Here is a 17,057-nt window from a genome sequence, read left to right on the forward strand (position 1 = left end):
CCATGGCAAAGGCCTCATGCTGATTGTGGGTCACAAGGAGGGCGCTGACACCGATATCCTTGAGTATGCTGCGCACATCGATGCAAAGCCGTTCCCGCAAAGCAACATCGAGGTTTGAAAAGGGTTCATCCAAAAGCAATAATTCCGGATTGGGTGCCAGGGATCTGGCCAGAGCCACGCGTTGCTGCTGGCCGCCGGACAATTCATGGGGGTATTTTCCAGCTTCGCCGGTCAATCCGACCAGATCGAGCATCTTCCCGACGCGATTATTTCTTTCTTTCGCTGGCAGATGGCTGAGACCAAATGCAACATTTTTCTCAATCGTTAAATGGGGAAAGAGGGCGTAATCTTGGAAAACCATTCCCAGCCGTCTGAGTTCAGGAGGAACCTGCCTGGTTGGGCTTGATACCAGCTGCCCGTCTATTCGGATAATGCCCGCGTGAACGGGTTCGAATCCGGCCATGCAGCGCAACGCAGTGGTTTTGCCGCAACCGCTCTCTCCCAACAGACAACCAATCTGGCCTTTCTCAAGATCAAGCGATAACGCGCTGATCACACATCTTTCGTTAAAGGCTTTTGAAATCGAATCTATCTGTAGCGCCATCGACATTTTCATGTTCCTTTATCATTAAAACGTTGCCCCTTCAGCCTTTTTGTTAAGCAGCATCAAGGGGATCAAACCTGCGGCTACCAGGGTGATGGATGGCAATGCCGCCCTTTGCCACTCGCCCTCCGATGTCAATTCAAACACTTTGACCGCAAGGGTATCCCACCCGAATGGACGCGTCATCAGTGTGATCGGCATCTCTTTCATCACATCCACAAATACCAGCATCGCAGCGATAAGAAGACCGTTTTTCAGGATGGGGATGTGGACGCGTCTAAGCAGGTCGATACCGGTAACCCCGATCAGGGTTGCGGCTTCATCCATGTTCCTGGTAATTCGAAGCATGCTGTTGTTGATGGTGTTGAATCCTGCAGTCAGAAAACGAACCGTATACGCGAACAGAACAACGACAATGGTGCCGTTCAACACTGAAGACAACTCGATGCCCAAAAGTTCCCTGAACATCCAGACCATCGGTTTGTCGGCCCAGTTGACGATGATGACGATGCCCACTGCCAGCACCGTTCCCGGCAAGGCATATCCCATCGTGGATAGCCGGATAAGCCATTTCGTAAAAAGATCGGTGTGTTGGCGTTGGATGTAGGCCAACAACACTCCAAGAAAGGTGATCGATGCAGCGGCCATTGAGGAAAACAGCAGACTTCTGAATAATAGCCCGAAGTAACGGCCATCCAGTTCAACGGATATCGTGGCCGTGGACCAGGCGATCAATTGCAGGCAGGGAATGACAAACGCAATTAATACGATCGACATCAGTGAAATGCAGGCCGTCCATTTTTTCCACCCCTCTAGCCTGAGTCGGTTCGCTGCAAGCGATATTTTCCCCACCTGATGGAACTGCATTTTGCTGCGCATCCGTTGCTCGACGATGATGATTAGAAAGACGAATACGAGGAGCATGGAAGAGAGTTGTGCGGCGGCGTTCAGTGAAAAGAAGCCGAACCAGGCCTTGTATATGCCGGTGGTAAAGGTATCGTAATTGAATATGGACACCGCACCGAAATCGGCCAATGTTTCCATCAGCACCAGCATCATGCCGCTGGCGATCCAGGGCCTGGCCATGGGCAAGGCCGCCTTGAAGAATGCCTTTGTGGGGCTATGCCCAAGGGCACGTGACACTTCCAGAACGCTTTTGCCCTGGGTTGCGAACGCATTGCGTGCCAGCAGATAGACATACGGAAACAACGCCAACGACATGACAAGGATGACACCCCCGGCTGAGCGGATATTGGGGAACCAATTTGCTGAAAGATTAAGCTGCTCTCTAAGAAACGTCTGTACGGGACCAGAGAAATCCAGCAGCCCGATAAAAACAAAGGCCAGCACGTAAGTCGGCATCGCCAGTGGCAGCACCAGCGCCCAGTTGAAAAATGATCGTCCAGGAAATTCACACACGGCTGTCAACCATGCCGACCCAACGCCGATAAAAAAGGTTCCCACCAATACACCCACACTCAAAACAAAGGTGTTTTTCAGCAATTCAAGTAAAAGCGTGTCAACGATGTGTTGCCAGATCTTGGTTTCCGGCTGGAGGATGGAAGAGGCGATCACCAGGAGCGGCAACAAAACACCACATGCCGCAATCACGGCAACGGCTCTAATGCTCAACATCGCCCGCAGCCAGTTCAGCAGGGTATTTCCTGAACGGTATTGAAGCTTACTGTCTGGTGCACAAATAGATATGGTCATGGCACGATTTGAAGCTGCCCATGCCCCCATCTGCCATGTTTAAATTTCACATTAGCGGGCACGCGCATTTAGATAAATAACATATTATACCAATTAGTTGTATCCCACGCGGTCCATCAACTGAATGGCAGCCGTCTGGTTTTCACCGGCATTCGCCAGGTTGATTTCACTTTGCTTGAACGACCCCCATACTGCGACGGTAGGGTTAATGGGAACGTTGGGGTTGACCGGGTATTCCATATTCACATCGGCAAATATCTGCTGGGCGCTCTCAGTTGAAAGCCATTCCAGGAAAGCGATGGCACTATCTTTATTTTTAGACGCGGCCACAACCCCGGCTCCGGATACATTTACATGGACGCCTCCGGTAGACTGATTCGGCCAGAACAGTGCGATGGGGATATTTGGATCTACTTTGGCCAAGCGGCCAAAGTAGTAGGTATTCACAATTCCCACGTCACCCTGACCGGCGATGATGGCCTCCATCGTCTTGGTGTCGTTTGAAAACGGAGGTGCCGCAAGGTTGTCCACCCAGCCTTTAACGATTTCAGCCGTCTTTGTTACGCCGTGTTCCTTGATCAACATGGCGACGAGGGACTGATTATATACCTTCTTTGAAGTCCTGAGGACCAGTCGCCCTTTCCATTCAGGATTGGCCAGGTCTTCGTAGGTGGTCAACTCACCGGTTTTAACGCGTTCAGTGCTGTACACGACTGTCCTTGCCCGCAATGACAGGCCAAACCATCGATTATCAAGATCACGCAGATGACTGGGAATGTTGGCTGCCAGCACTTCCGATTCCACCGGGTGGAGCACACCTTCCTTGGCGGCATGCCATAAATTGCCTGCATCGACCGTGATCAGCAGATCTGCCGGTGTGTTGCTTCCCTCAGCCTTGATTCGCTGGAGCAACACAGGTGCCTTATCCGTAATATACTTGATGGTGACGCCGGTCTCTTTTTTATAAAGTTCAAATACCGGCTTGATCAGGTGATCGTTGCGGGCGGAGTAAACAACGAGCTCTTGGCTGAATGCTGTTGTCGCATAAGCGATAATACCGAACAATGAAATGAGCAGAATTGCGCTGCGGTTCAATTGGTTCATCGAAACAGAATCTCCTTTTTATATTATTTATAATGTTTTTAGACACCTTTAACATAAGCACGCTTCGATTAATATGTTTGATATGTCAAACATTTTAATTAGTCAACGACATTTTTTTAAATGGCAATAAATTTTTGACATTTTGAATAAATTGTGCCATTTGTGTTTTATGAAAAGATGAATCCAAGATGGAAGGGGCTGAGACGATGGAGGGGTTGTCGGAAAATTTAGAGGATTATCTTGAAACCATTCTGGTCCTCCAAAATGAAAATAAAGTGGCGCGGGTGAAAGATATTGCTGAAAAGATTGGTGTCCTCAGCGGGACAGTTACTTCGGCATTACGAACACTCTCTGAAAAAAAGCTAATCAATTACAAGCCTTATAGCTTTATTACCCTCACAAAAAAAGGCGAAACCATCGCAAAGGAAGTCTTGAGACGGCATCATGTGGTTAAGGACTTTTTACAGTGCGTACTTCTATTGGATGAAAAGAAAGCCGAGGAGAACGCCTGCCGCATGGAGCACTCCATGGACAAAATTGCGATCAACCGGTTGGTTCAGTTTATAGAATACATATATCAATGCCCCCGTACCGGGGAGGATTGGATCAGCAACTTCACTACTTTCTATACGCAAAACAAAATCGCCGAGGCCAATTGTCCGGAGTGTTTAGAAAATTGCTTGAATCGGTACAAAACTAATGTTGCCCATGAAAGAAAATAATTTCTTTGAAGTAAAGACAGTCCAGGTCGTTCAAAATATCGATTGCAAAGACAACAGCCCGACCAACTGATCATCAGTCTTATACACCGCATCGAAACATTTTCCGGGAACATCACCGATGTTGGCCGGTGGCGCTTCAATCTCGCTCGGATCAACGGTGACTACATTTCCGATTCGATCGACCATCAGACCCACAGATTCCTCATCGGCATTAACGATTATGGTTCGCATGTCATCACTATTGTCGATCGCGGATAGACCAAAAAGCTTCCCAGTGTCAATCACCGTTACGATCTTACCCCGCAGATTGATAATCCCCATAACATAATCCAGCGATTGGGGGACGACAGTCAATGCTGATGGCTTGTTGATCTCCTGAATATTTGAAAGTGAAATGCCACATAGCGCATCCTTTAGATAAAAGGTCGCATATTCTGAAACCTCAAATTTTCTGATGTTCCGGGATCTATCCATTGACTCACGCCTCATTGAAAAAATCGGGTTTAACAATTTCAATAATTTGCTGAATGTCGAGTATCAGCGTCGTTTTCTCCATTAATAAAGCCGACCCCATCACTCCGGGCTGTTTCAGCGTTTTTGTATCCAGGGCTATCTCTACTTCGGCAGCATCTATGGGTGGTGTTGAAAGAACACCGATTTCTTTTCCGTCGATGTTGAAACAGATCACCAGATAATGATTTCTCTCCGGAAGCGGAGTGACCAAAAGGGCATCTTCCAAAGCTATCAGCGGCAGCGTTCCGCCACGGTATTTAAGCACCCGTTGCCCGCCAACGATTTCAATTTTTGTGGCTTCGATCTTTTCGATGCGTTCAACCATGTCTAACGAAACAGCAAATCGCTCCTTCTCGGAACTACAGAAAAACAAGTGGGACTGTGAAGAAGCGTTTTCAGTCGGTTTCACATTCTCAATACTGCTGATGTGTTTGGATGGTTTATTGTGGCTATCCGATTTCAGCTTGGTGATTTCAGCGATGCTGGCCACATCAAGAATTAATGCAACCTTCCCGTCACCCATAATGGTTGCACCGGCAAAACCGGTGCATCCTTTCAAATGTTTTCCAAGCGGTTTGACAACGATCTCCTCCGAGTCGTTCAATTCATCGACCACTAAACCGTATTTATATTTACCGGTCGAAACCACGGCGATGTTCAGCGCACTATGGGCATGGTATCGTCGGTCCTGATCCAGGCGTCGTTCCCGCCCGTCATAGTCCGTTTCCGGAGTTGCATGGTTTTTGGATCTTCGATCGGAAATGCTTTGACGTTTCTCCGGGTGAAGAAGTCCATCAGATGGATGTCTAAAAGAACGCACAACCCCAAGAATCTCGGAAAGATTGATCAACGGCAGCAGTTCGCCCCGCAGCCGGATCACACTGGCATCCCCAACCTTTTCAATGGTATGTTTGACCTGGTTGGCCGAAATCCTTAACAGTTCGCTCAGGTTCACTTGGGGGATCGCGAAACGTTCCTCACCCAGTTTGATAATCTGGCTTGGTATAATGGACAGTGTCAGCGGCAGTTTTATGCGGGCATGTGTTCCCTGTCCCAATTTAGAAATTACATCTATGGTGCCGCCGACCTTTTCAAGGCGGGAGTTAATCTCATCAATACCGGCCACCTGACCAAAAGGGTTGGATTCTTTTTGGTCAGCGAACAGTCCCGGCAAAAAAATATACTTCATTTTATCGGGCTCGGAAATGGCTTCAACTGCCATTTCTTCTGAAATCAGCCCGCTTTCGATAGCTTTGCGAACGATTGCATCTGGATCGATGCCTTTTCCGTCATCGATGATTTCAACGCTGACCTGACCGGCTTCATGGCAAGCCTTGATTTGAATGATTGCCTGCTCTTGCTTTTTCAGATCCTTGCGGATTTCGGCCGATTCAATACCCTGATCAACCACCTTTCGAATCATCCATGTCAATGGCTGCTCGATAGCTTCCATGATCGTTTTATCAAGTTCGACATCCTCACCAGCAACAGAGAGGTCAACCTGTTTTCCGGATCGAAGGGCAAGATCTCTGACGACGTGGGAAAGCCTGTCGAAAAGCATCCCCATGGGCTGCATACGCGTGCGCATGATCTGCTCCTGAATTTCGGAGGTCACCATGTTGATGCGCTGACTTGTTGTTTCCAGAAGCCGTTTGTCGTCGGCGCTGATGGCTTGCAGCAACTGGTTGCGGCCCAGAACCAGTTCTCCTGCCAGATTCATCAACGCATCAAGTGCAGTGATTTCAATGCTAACATTGGTGTTTTCATTAAGGGTTTGCATGGTTGTCCTCGTATGAATAAAAAACAGCGGGAACCTATTTCACCTGTTCCCGCTGCTCGTCAATGGATCAAATTTTAAACTGATCCACCAGATGCTTAAGATTCTCTGATAGGCTGGAAAGCTCCTGGGCGCTGAGATTGACCTGACTGCTGCTGGTGGACATTTCATTCATGGATACACTGACACCGGCGATGTCTCTGGAAATTTCACCGGACACCGACGAACTCTGGTTGACGTTCTCGTTGACTTCCTGGATGCCCTGGGATGCCTGGGCCACGTTGGTGGCAATCTCCTTGGTGGCAGCGGATTGCTGCTCGACGGCAGTTGCGATATTGCCAACCACATCATTGACATCGTTGATGACTTGTGTGATCTCAGTGATCTGTCCCACCGTCATGGACGTGGTCCCCTGAATTCCTTCGATTTTTTCTTTAATATCCTGGGTAGCGGCGGCAGTCTGTTTGGCCAATTCCTTGATCTCGTTGGCAACAACCGCAAAGCCCTTGCCGGCTTCACCGGCGCGGGCCGCCTCGATGGTGGCATTGAGGGCCAACAGGTTGACCTGTTCGGAAATGTCGGTAATGGTCTCGATGACTTTGCCGATGGAATTGGCTGCAGCACCCAATTGATCCATGTTGGTCGAGGCACTTGAAGCTTTGTGGGCTGCCTCATCGGATATCCCCCTGGCCTTTTCTGCATTTTTGGCGATTTCGCCAATCGTGGCGGACATCTCTTCGGATGCCGTGGCCACCATGTTCGTATTGGTGGACGACTGCTCCATGGCCGCGGCCACGGTGTTCATGTTGGCGCTCATCTCTTCAGCCGCGACGGATACGGTGTTGGACTTGTCGGATACATTCTGAATGCCCTGGGTCATCTGTTCAGAGATTGCTGAAAGTTCAGTTGACGATGAAGACAGGGTCTGAACGCCGTTAGTGATTTCCTTGATGATGCCCTGCAGTTTTTCGATGAACACGTTGAACCATTTGGCCAGTTCACCGACTTCGTCCCGGCTGGTGGCTTCCAGACGCATGGTTAGGTCGCCTTCGCCCTGGGCGATGTCCTTGAGACCGGCAACGGCTGCATTAATCGGTCTTACGATGGTTCGTGCGGCAAAGAGGATGACGATGGCCGTGATCAAACCGGCAATAACAGTCACCAGCATGTTTGAATTACGGATAGACCGTGAGGCTGCTAGAAACTCATCCTGGTTCTGGGTCCCGCTGATAGACCAACCGTTTATGCCCACTGGGGCAAAACCGGCAATTTTAGGTGTGCCTTTAAAAATGTATTGCTCCACGCCGGACTTCCCGGCCATCATTTGGTTATTAATGGATTCCATTTCCTTTGCGCTGGTAAGGTTTAACTTGAGCACATATTCAGGTTTCGGGTGAGCAAGGATTAATCCGTCTTTATCGATCATATAACCGTAGCCGGTTTCGCCGATTTTCCTGCCGGAGATGAGGTCTGCAAAATACTCCGCTTTGATTACGGTTCCCAATACGCCGAGGAACGCGCCACCGTCTGACTTGATCGACACACACGCCATGACAATGGGTTTTCCAGTCGCCTTGGAAATGGTCATTTCGCTGATGATTGGAGCATTGCTGTTTTTGGCTCGCACGAAAAATTCACGATCAGCGATGTTAATCCCTTTATAAACATCTCCATTTTCCAGAACGCCGTTGAATATCTGACCTGTTGCATCGGAGATATAGATCCCCTGGTAATGATCGCCCATTTGTGCAAATTGTCGCTTCAGCGACTCGAAGACCGCTTCGGCTTGCTGGCTGGATGCTTCAATTCCGGATGCTTTCACTGAGGCGACAAGATCGACAATCGGTTTTTGCGTTGCCATTGCTGCAACTTTGTCCTTTTCAGTTTCCAGGGTATTACGGGTCATTCTGGCTAAATCCGATGCAATTCCCTGGGCTTGTCCTTCAGATAGTGTCAAAAGGGCGGTCTCAGCTTTGGAAAAGGAAAGATAACCCACAATGACCATGGGTATCAGAACGGCGGCCAGACCACCCATAATCAGTTTCGAAGAGATGGATTGAAGATTGATTTTCATTTCAGTTGCTCCTTGCAGATCAAGTTAACATTAATAAAATGACTTATGGCAGAACAGATTCAAGCCATGGACAATTTGACTGGCCTCTTTTTCAGCCTGATATGCTTTAATCAGATCAGACATGACATATTCGGGAAGGTCCGAGAGCAAAAGCATCTCAAGCCTGCCATTGATCACTGCCAGATGCCGGTTGATTACTTGGAGTGCATTCAATATGGTTTTCCCAGTATCATCCGTCGTGTCTTCAAAGCTTGCATTCTTTATCCCCATCTTCTTTGGGCCTCCAAATATGGTCTTGGTGTGCAGATGTTCCGGTCTTTTTTCAAAGCAACACGCCTATTGTTCTTTTGTATCGGCAAAGGAGATGGGGGCTTAAGGATGAAAGAAACGGGGTAAAATGGGGGGTAAAAACACCTGTTATGGTCTGTGCCGAGGAGCTATTTAATCGCCAAGTGAAGCCAGGTAGTTGTAAAGATTGACTTTCTTATTGGTCAATCCAAGCTTTTCGCGAATGTTTTTCCGATGCCATTGCACTGAACTCGGTGAGAGTCCAAGCATTTGGGCAATCGCCTTGGAATTCTTGCCGTCACGGATAAAATCGGCGATACGAATCTCTGTGGGGGTAAGATTCATATATTTGGCGAATACGGTTTTTGAATAGTTGGAGACGATATCGTTCAGATTGGTATTGATGATATTCACATATGCCTTGGCATCAGCACTGATTTTGCACCCGTCCAGTTCTTCGAGATAGGGAAATACGAAGCGCTTTAATTTAATGAACATATTTTCTTCCACAGACCGTTTTTCAATCTCCCGATGATCAAGGGAAGCTTTCAAAGCCTGGTTGACTTTTTCAAGATAGCTGCTCTTTTCATCCAGTTCCCTTTGCCGCTCTTGAAGGGCGTGGATCATTGTTTTTCGTTCAGTGATATCCCGAACAATTGCTATTCCGTGGGGTGAATCAAGAATCATGAACCGGGTAAGGCTGACCTCCGCGTCGAATTGAGAACCGTTTTTTCTGATAAACCGCCATTCAAAGAATTGGGGCACATCCTTTAGCGCAACTGCTTGTTTTTTAATAATTCCATCCTTTGAGAACTCTCCACCGGGTTGGATCTCCGGTGAAAGCTCCAAAGGGGAAAGACCAATCATTGCTTTGCGGTTAGTGTTAAACATCTCCGACGCTATTTGATTGTAATCCACGATAAGCCCATCCTTGAGTATGAAGATGGCATCATTGGCGGATTCAAAAAGCTGACGGTAGCGGGACTCGCTGGCCCGAAGTTCCTGCTCCGCAATTCGTCGATCGGTGATGTCCTGAAGGGTTTCGATGGCACCGGTCACCCTGCCTTCCTTATCTTTTAGCGGAGCTGCAGTAAAGAACAGCCATTTGCCGTTTTCCCCTAGCTTCGGAAAAAAATCCTCGCCTTGGTAGCCCTCGCGCACCAAACCGGAATTGCTGAATTTATTACCATAGAATTTGGCAAGTTCATTGGAGCTCGCATTCTTTACGATAAGGTCGGCCATCAGTTCCCGGCGTTCAGCATAAAAGGCCTCGCGGTGTTTGTCGGTGCCGATCATATCCCTTGCCGGAATATTTGTCAGGATTTCGCAGGCCTTATTCCAATGGGTGATTTTGCTCTCGGTATCAACGACAAAGGTGGGGATAGGGCTTCCTTCTATAATCTGGGCCGACTTTTGGGTTTCGCCTTCTCGACGTGAAATTTCTTTCATGAGTGTTGATTGCGCAGCGGCGATAATATTTTTTCTTTCTTTCAGCCTCATGTGGCTGAAACCGAATTCGATTATCATTTCTACAAGTTGCTTCAGAGAATGTAAAATGGATTTGATCCGCTTTCCCGGCAAAATGGGCACAGCTGACAGCGCTTCAAGATAAGCGTCTTCATCAAACCCCCATTTCATTGCCCGTTGCTTATATTCTTCAATAGTAATTGCATCCGGAGATTTGAACAGGAATTGACCGGTAAACAGGTTGGCGATATGTTGAGCGTCAATGATAATTGGTACAGCTGCATCGATCATCCCATGAGGGCACTGGTAAATCGCACATCCAGTCCCAGTCAATAATTCATCATTAATTTTAATATCACTTTGAATACACATTCTTTCAGATTCGGGGTGTCTACGGTGAAAATCAGTGCAGATCTTCTGCCAGCCTGAGCCAATCAAAATTTTTCCATCAAGCGAAATAATGGATGCCGAAATCCCCGTTGCCGAATAAAATGCATCGAAAAGACTCTGGAGGCGGTCTACGTTAATCAATTCATCTATGATCAAGCTCATTATTTACCTATCAATTTTATTCATTATTTGTGTCTTACGGGCATGATTACCCGAGCAGGGAATTCATCCATCGGTTTCACTCTACATACCATACTTATAGTGATTTTCGGCCGATGGTGGGTTTTCTTAAAGGAAGATACTGATTTCTAAGGGAAGCTTTGGGTTGGTAGATAGGGTATAATAGGAAGCGATTTACGTAAACCGCTATTTCTTCAATTCGGGATAGATCACATCCTTACAATCTGGACAAATGGTGTGCGTAAAGTCTGAGTTTGTGTGCTCCCTGACGTAGATGTCCAAGGGTCACCACTTCCCATCATCGTCACGGATTCGCTTGCAGGCACTGCAAATAGGTAATAACTCCCGAAGCACCTTGATCTCATCAAGCAGTTTTTGTTTGTCCACCAACGCTTTGGCCAGTTCTCGATTCTGTTTCATCAGCAAATTTTCGAGGTTGTATCACACCCAAATAAGACACATTTGTAGCATATTCTTCATGAAAATTATTTTCCGAGCTCTTCTTTCACTACGATGCCAAGATTCTCTAACGTAAATGGCTTTCTTATATATTTCCCCGCACCCAGCTGTTGAGCTTTTTTAACATCATTTGTTTCAGCAAAACCACTTGCTATGATTGCCTTTTGGTTTGGGTTGTTTTCCAATATCCTTTCATATGTCTCTCGTCCGTTGATACCAGGGTCCATAATCATATCCAGGAGTAGCAAATCTACTTCATGTTTTTTCAAATATTCAATTGCTTCCTCTCCGCTGGACACAGAGATTGCCGAATATCCCAATCTTTCCAAAATCTTCATGGCAATTTCCCTTTGACTTTCGATATCGTCAACAACCAGAATTACTTCCCCATTTCCTTTGTAATCTTCTATCGGCTTGTGCAATTTTTTATCGGAGATAGCTTCTCTGGTTGCCGGAAAAAACAGATCAAAAGTTGTGCTGTTGGCCCCACTTTTCAAATCGATAAACCCTTTATGGTCCTGAACCACATTCCAAACCACAGCCAAGCCCAAACCGGTGCCACTTCGTCCCATCTTTTTTTTTGTGTAGAACGGTTCAAAGATTCTCTCTAAATCTTCTTTTGAAATTCCCGAACCATCATCGGAAACAGAGAGAACTACATATTCGCCTTCATGGAAATCATCAAACCCACGAAAAGGTTTGTCGATATACCGATTTTGGGTTGAGATCGTGATCTTGCCATTTTTCTCAATTGCCTCCGCTGCATTGGAAACCAAATTCATAACAACTTTTCGGATATGAACCTGAGACCCATTGATATTGAATACATTGTTATCCAGATTGGTTTCAATTTTGATGCTTTCATGGAACTGTTTGAGTTTTTCATATTCAGGTGACTTCAAGTAATCAATGATCAAATCATTGAGATTCGTGGGTTCTTTAGTTGTAGCAACACCTCTTGCCACGGTCAGAAGATCCAAAACGATAGCAGCAGCCCTCTGCCCAGATTCCTGTATAGTCTGAATTGGTTTTCGAAGGTTGCTGTCCTCCGGCAAATCCAACAAGAGCAGTTCCGGGTAACTTACGATACCCGATAAAAGATTGTTCAAATCATGTGCAACACCACCCGCCAATAGACCCAACGATTCCATCTTCCTGGATCTTGCTTTGATCTCCTGACTTTCCTGAATCATCCTTTCGGTTTGTTTCCTGTCGGAGATGTCGGACATGGTTGCCAATGCCCTGCCATCTGGTAAGAAAGTGCCCCGAAACTCAATATCTTTCACCTCGCCATTTTTACACGTGACCTTGAATTCGCGGATGACACTTTTTTGGCCCGTTGACATTCTCCAGTCAGCAAGTACCATGTCCCTATACTCAGGATCGGGGTAGGCTTTCGGGAACCAGTCTTTTAAAGTTTTGATTTCCTCCCTGGAATATCCGGTAATATCGGAAAAGCCCCTATTCGAAAGCAGCAGTTCGCCTTCCTGATTCCACACAGTGACCCCCAACATCACATTCTCGAACAAGCTGTCCAGGAGGTCTCGCTGGTTCCGAAGTTCAGTCTGTGCAATAGATTCCCTGCGCTGAAGCAGGTATTGTCGGACCAACAAGCAGACCATGCTGAAGGTAATGATTATGGCCAACACAAATAGCAGATTGACATTCAACAAAAATCGATCAAGTCTACTCCTCTGGTTTTCTAAAATTTTTTGAGCGCTGATTCTGGATTCGCGGATAAGTCCCCGAGATTTGTGATAGGCTTCCTGAATTCGTATCCATGCAATTGTTAACGTTTGCTTGGTCTCAGGACCGTACCCAGAAACACCATCAGATAGCCAGATCTGCAAATCGGCAATTGCCGGGGCAACGACCGCGTGAAAAGCGGACGCTTTTACCATATTGTCAAATACATAAGACTCCCGCAGACCAATGATTTCTTTGTAGACGGCATCAACTTTGGTTTTCAGAAGATTTAAATGCTTTGTGCTTGGTTGGGTCCTGGCTTGATCCGCAGCAGCAACGACCACCGCAAGATCTTCAAGCACGAAAGAAAGGTCATTAAGTTCAGAAAGGAGGGTATTCGGAAGATTTTTTTCGATTGAACGCAGGGTGATATTGGTCAAGATGCCTATTGTTATCATCCCGCCAATAACCACTGTCATGAAAAACCACAGTAGATTCTGAGAAAATGGACGACCATTCTTCATTGCTTTAAAGGCCATTAAAGCGTTTAGAATATTCCTGATAATACTTTTCTGCTCCGGGATGAAGTGGTATCGAGATGCCCACCAAAGCGGTTGCCGGTGTAATCGACTTGCCTTGGGCATGCCCCGTCTCAAACATGGAGTTCATCCGATGAGACCACAGGGCAGCCGTAATTTGATAAACCAACACATCATCCATTGATTCATTGACAACCAAAAGGGCGTGGACCTGAATCGTGGGTATCTCCGGAATGCCGGGGTATACGTTGGCCGGTATCTGACCGGGCACCAAATAAGGGTACTTCACTTCAATCCGGGCGGCGAATTCAGGCAGGATGGGAACAAGTGAGATTCCGATATTTGATAGCTGGCTGACTGCCGCCATGGGTGCACCGGCCATCATGACAAACCCCTGGAGCTCGCCGCTGACGATCTTCTCGTGCGTAAAGACCGGCTTCAGATAAACAGGTAAAAGGTCATTTTCGTTCATGCCGTATGCCTCCAAAACAATGCGCATAACAGCCAATGTCCCGGAACCAATTTCATCAATAGAGATTCTTTTTCCTCGAAGATCATGTACATTTCTTATGTTGGCGTCTTTCCGAGTGACGATTTGGAATTTTTCCGGATATAAGCTGGCAATCGCCCGAATGGATTTGGCCCGGTCGTTACCTGTAAATATCCGATCCCCCCCAAGAGCCCAGGCGGCAACATCTGCCTGAACCAATCCGGCTTCAATCGTACCAGAGACGACGCCTATGACGTTATCTATTGAACCTGCGGAATTTTGGGCAACACCGATGTACCCTGGTACGCCATTTTCGCCAGGTTTACCCGATTCCTCAATTGACGTGTCGCTTGTCAAGCCCCGAGCGATGATCTTACCAATTGGATAATAAACCCCTGTCTGCCCCCCTGTTCCGATGCGAAAAAGATTGGGTTCTTCGGCATTAGAAGATGTTGTCAGAAATAGAACCAATAAAATTAGCCATATACATTTATTGGTTTTCGACTTTAGTAAAAAAATTTTTTCAATTATATGCCGTATTGCGCCTTGCGGTTTTATCGACATTGTTTGAACCTCTTTCGATTACACCGGTTTTATAACGATTGAATAAGCATTCGTGTTGAATGCCTGTAGAAAAAACCAACGTGTGCAAAAAAAGAGCAATTCTGGCATTACCTGTTCTTTATCTTAGGGGAATTTCTAAGAAAATAGCAAGGGGCTCACTATCTTGCGGGTGTTTTTGGGTAAATGAAATGGAACCGGGAACTGTAGTTCGCTATTGGATCGATCGACAGGTGCTTGCTGAAAAGATCAGCCTGCGTAATGAACAGAGAATCATTCTTGCCCCGACCGTCTGGCATCCCAAATGAGGCGGCTATTCGGAAAGGCGATAGACCGATCGGGAATGCAGTCCTTTCATCACAAAAGATAGAAATTTCGATAGTTTATTTATTATTTAATTACAGATGGTTACAACAATGAATCGGAAATTGACAAATGATGGTGGAAAATCACCGGATATTGACAAAACTCATTAGCGGTCGTTGCCATTTTTCGTTGTGACTCGGTTAATATTGTCAATGATTTCAAGCCCCCCATTGTCACCGTTCGTTGGAGCTTACAGTGTATGTGGGTTCTCTCGAATGATGTCAATCCCACAACGAACGGTGACAATATTTCACAAGGAATGTTGTCATTGGAATAATTCCTTTTTATTCTAATGGGTTGACTTCTGAGAAGTCGGCCCATTTTTATTGGCATAACCTCATCACGCGGAATAAATGAATTGTTTCAATCGTTTTATCAGTTCTCACAAATTCGAAAAATGCCATTTAATGTTGGTCGCCGAGCACTGACGAAGGATCAAAACACACTATCTAATCTCTTCAAATCTAATCGCCTGCTCCAAAGCATCTTCAACAAAATCGATAAACCGAATGCCACAGCTATCGCAGTATGCGCTAAGCTCAGCATGAAGGTCAGGGTCAATTGGGATATGCGCTTTATCCATTAATGTTCCCAGTATCCTGTATTCTAAAAATTTTCTATTCGTTTGGGCAAGAAAGTAAACTGTTCAACCTTCATTAGCCTTATAGGACTTTGGATTTGCCTGCCAGATCCGAAACCGGACTTCGACGCCTTCGGGCACATAAACCACAACAGGCAAACGGCTATTATATCTGATTAGGTAGGGCTCTCCGCCGAGGCGGATAAATCGGTCCACCTTCGGTGCGTTTGGATCAACGGCCATCAGTGTGCCAGCCATTGGCCCCAACTCGCTGACCACATAGCGCGTAAAACCCCAGCCGACGATGGATTCTTTCTTAATTTGACCACCGAAAAAGTATTGGTTGCTTTCATCAATCTTGACGGTTTGGCCAACAATCAGTTCAACCTGATAATTTGATTCCTCATCTTGTTCGGCAAGTTGGATGACATAACGGATCTGCCCCTTATCAGGAGGTGGAAACGCTCTCATATTATCTCCGCCGTATACTGTAAATGCGATTAATGTGGAAAATATAGCTGTAACTGCTAACGCGACTTTCATTTTTTTCTCCGCTGTGAGGTTATTTATCCACGCAATATGTGCATATTGCATCTTAAATGATCTAATTTTCCTTCCTTCCTGAAATACCGATTAGTTATTAGGGCTATATTCATCACCCCCAACGATTTGAAGAATAGACTATCATTAACCAGAATCATCTTTTAGCATCAGATTTGCTCAGTTGAGATATTTACCCTTTTCAGAAGAAGTTCAAGATTCGCTACTGCAAAATTACATTATATTCGGTGTGTTATTAAGATTATCGTTCAATGGCCATATAAAGTTCAAAATCTTGAATTTTCTCCAATTAAACAATTGTAAATATAAATACAACGCTTTACGCTTTTGTTGAGTAAAAAAGGGTTTATAGTCGTGAATATTTTTCACAAAAACTTATGTCGTCAGCCAAGCCCACCAGAAAGAGCAATCGGCTGATATCACCTTAACATATTGTTATAGATAGGTATTAATTATTTCAATCATCACAATATCGAGTTCCGTCAAACTTGGCAAAGAATTTGCTTTGCAAGTATGTAACCTAATAATTTTTCATCTGTACTCCTCCTTAACGGTTAATCGGCTTCACCCCGGTTAACCGTTATCTTTTCTGATTGCTGAGAATTAGGTACTATCGAAAAACCGATCATTCTATGTCATGTTGCTCAATACGGCCACACCAAATTTCTGTTCAGGTTAAAAGACAACCACACTACGAAATCCAGCCCAACCTCCTTCATGAGATAGTTTTTTTTATTCCTCTGTAGTTGCCGATTTCCAAACCAAATACATAATTGAGATCAGTCCCGTCATTCAGTACCCCCCTCTGGAACATGAGTTCAATTTCAGAACAATTCGGGAAACCATGTTTTTCTTGAAGGTTGGTGTTTGGACACTAACAGAAAAAGGCAGAGCCCCGTTAGAGGCTCTGCCTTTATTGTTCCAACTGATCAGCGAGATAAATGATAGCTCTTGGTATATCGACGCTCTGCCGTTAATCATGC

13 protein-coding genes are annotated in these 17,057 nt (G+C 46.0%); 2 read left to right on the top strand and 11 right to left on the bottom strand.

Features of this window, described 5'->3' with window-relative positions:
* From ACZCED_RS07430 to ACZCED_RS07440, 3 genes are all read right to left on the bottom strand, one after another.
* On the bottom strand, positions 1 to 610 hold a 610-nt coding region (locus ACZCED_RS07430; RefSeq protein ID WP_464860526.1), incomplete at its 3' end, for an ABC transporter ATP-binding protein.
* 18 nt (positions 611 to 628) lie between these two features.
* Positions 629 to 2,317, bottom strand: coding sequence for an ABC transporter permease (locus ACZCED_RS07435; RefSeq protein WP_464860527.1), 1,689 nt, complete (start codon positions 2,315 to 2,317; stop codon positions 629 to 631).
* A 93-nt stretch (positions 2,318 to 2,410) separates the two neighbouring features.
* The gene (locus ACZCED_RS07440; protein WP_464860528.1) at positions 2,411 to 3,421 is read right to left on the bottom strand and encodes an extracellular solute-binding protein; all 1,011 of its coding nucleotides are present in this window, start codon (positions 3,419 to 3,421) and stop codon (positions 2,411 to 2,413) included.
* 188 nt (positions 3,422 to 3,609) lie between these two features.
* On the opposite strand from ACZCED_RS07440, the gene ACZCED_RS07445 reads away from it, so the two are divergent.
* Positions 3,610 to 4,143: a metal-dependent transcriptional regulator gene (locus ACZCED_RS07445; RefSeq protein WP_464860529.1), complete on the top strand. Its 534-nt coding sequence runs from the start codon at positions 3,610 to 3,612 to the stop codon at positions 4,141 to 4,143.
* A 30-nt stretch (positions 4,144 to 4,173) separates the two neighbouring features.
* Here ACZCED_RS07445 and ACZCED_RS07450 read toward each other — a convergent pair whose 3' ends face one another.
* The 7 genes from ACZCED_RS07450 to ACZCED_RS07480 all read right to left on the bottom strand — a co-directional run bounded on the left by ACZCED_RS07450 (position 4,174) and on the right by ACZCED_RS07480 (position 14,570).
* Positions 4,174 to 4,617, bottom strand: coding sequence for a chemotaxis protein CheW (locus tag ACZCED_RS07450; protein WP_462968029.1), 444 nt, complete (start codon positions 4,615 to 4,617; stop codon positions 4,174 to 4,176).
* Positions 4,618 to 4,621: 4 nt separating this feature from the next.
* Complete coding sequence (locus ACZCED_RS07455; RefSeq protein ID WP_464860530.1) at positions 4,622 to 6,436, bottom strand: chemotaxis protein CheA; 1,815 nt, start codon at positions 6,434 to 6,436, stop codon at positions 4,622 to 4,624.
* Positions 6,437 to 6,503: 67 nt separating this feature from the next.
* Entirely contained in the window at positions 6,504 to 8,507 is a 2,004-nt protein-coding gene (locus tag ACZCED_RS07460) for a methyl-accepting chemotaxis protein (RefSeq protein ID WP_462968031.1), read from the bottom strand.
* Between the two features lie 30 nt (positions 8,508 to 8,537).
* The gene (locus ACZCED_RS07465) at positions 8,538 to 8,777 is read right to left on the bottom strand and encodes a hypothetical protein (protein ID WP_462968032.1); all 240 of its coding nucleotides are present in this window, start codon (positions 8,775 to 8,777) and stop codon (positions 8,538 to 8,540) included.
* A 171-nt stretch (positions 8,778 to 8,948) separates the two neighbouring features.
* Positions 8,949 to 10,808: a PocR ligand-binding domain-containing protein gene (locus ACZCED_RS07470; RefSeq protein WP_464860531.1), complete on the bottom strand. Its 1,860-nt coding sequence runs from the start codon at positions 10,806 to 10,808 to the stop codon at positions 8,949 to 8,951.
* A 509-nt stretch (positions 10,809 to 11,317) separates the two neighbouring features.
* Entirely contained in the window at positions 11,318 to 13,621 is a 2,304-nt protein-coding gene (locus ACZCED_RS07475) for a hybrid sensor histidine kinase/response regulator (protein ID WP_464860532.1), read from the bottom strand.
* Complete coding sequence (locus tag ACZCED_RS07480; protein WP_464860533.1) at positions 13,506 to 14,570, bottom strand: TAXI family TRAP transporter solute-binding subunit; 1,065 nt, start codon at positions 14,568 to 14,570, stop codon at positions 13,506 to 13,508. Before ACZCED_RS07480 ends, ACZCED_RS07475 begins: the two co-directional genes overlap by 116 nt.
* A 59-nt stretch (positions 14,571 to 14,629) precedes the next feature.
* On the opposite strand from ACZCED_RS07480, the gene ACZCED_RS07485 reads away from it, so the two are divergent.
* Positions 14,630 to 14,875, top strand: a complete 246-nt coding sequence (locus ACZCED_RS07485) for a hypothetical protein (RefSeq protein ID WP_464860534.1) — start codon at positions 14,630 to 14,632, stop codon at positions 14,873 to 14,875.
* Between the two features lie 704 nt (positions 14,876 to 15,579).
* Here the strand turns inward: ACZCED_RS07485 and ACZCED_RS07490 are convergent.
* Positions 15,580 to 16,056, bottom strand: a complete 477-nt coding sequence (locus tag ACZCED_RS07490) for an ecotin family protein (RefSeq protein ID WP_462968038.1) — start codon at positions 16,054 to 16,056, stop codon at positions 15,580 to 15,582.
* Positions 16,057 to 17,057: the final 1,001 nt, after the last annotated feature.

The organism is Desulfosarcina sp. (assembly GCF_055467485.1).

Excerpts from the sequence above, each read along its gene's own strand:
- ACZCED_RS07435 (WP_464860527.1), bottom strand. The coding sequence starts at position 2,317 with ATGACCATATCTATTTGTGCACCAGACAGTAAGCTTCAATACCGTTCA.
- ACZCED_RS07440 (WP_464860528.1), bottom strand. The coding sequence starts at position 3,421 with ATGAACCAATTGAACCGCAGCGCAATTCTGCTCATTTCATTGTTCGGT.
- ACZCED_RS07445 (WP_464860529.1), top strand. The coding sequence starts at position 3,610 with ATGGAAGGGGCTGAGACGATGGAGGGGTTGTCGGAAAATTTAGAGGAT.
- ACZCED_RS07450 (WP_462968029.1), bottom strand. The coding sequence starts at position 4,617 with ATGGATAGATCCCGGAACATCAGAAAATTTGAGGTTTCAGAATATGCG.
- ACZCED_RS07455 (WP_464860530.1), bottom strand. The coding sequence starts at position 6,436 with ATGCAAACCCTTAATGAAAACACCAATGTTAGCATTGAAATCACTGCA.
- ACZCED_RS07460 (WP_462968031.1), bottom strand. The coding sequence starts at position 8,507 with ATGAAAATCAATCTTCAATCCATCTCTTCGAAACTGATTATGGGTGGT.
- ACZCED_RS07465 (WP_462968032.1), bottom strand. The coding sequence starts at position 8,777 with ATGGGGATAAAGAATGCAAGCTTTGAAGACACGACGGATGATACTGGG.
- ACZCED_RS07475 (WP_464860532.1), bottom strand. The coding sequence starts at position 13,621 with ATGCCCAAGGCAAGTCGATTACACCGGCAACCGCTTTGGTGGGCATCT.
- ACZCED_RS07480 (WP_464860533.1), bottom strand. The coding sequence starts at position 14,570 with ATGTCGATAAAACCGCAAGGCGCAATACGGCATATAATTGAAAAAATT.
- ACZCED_RS07485 (WP_464860534.1), top strand. The coding sequence starts at position 14,630 with ATGCCTGTAGAAAAAACCAACGTGTGCAAAAAAAGAGCAATTCTGGCA.
- ACZCED_RS07490 (WP_462968038.1), bottom strand. The coding sequence starts at position 16,056 with ATGAAAGTCGCGTTAGCAGTTACAGCTATATTTTCCACATTAATCGCA.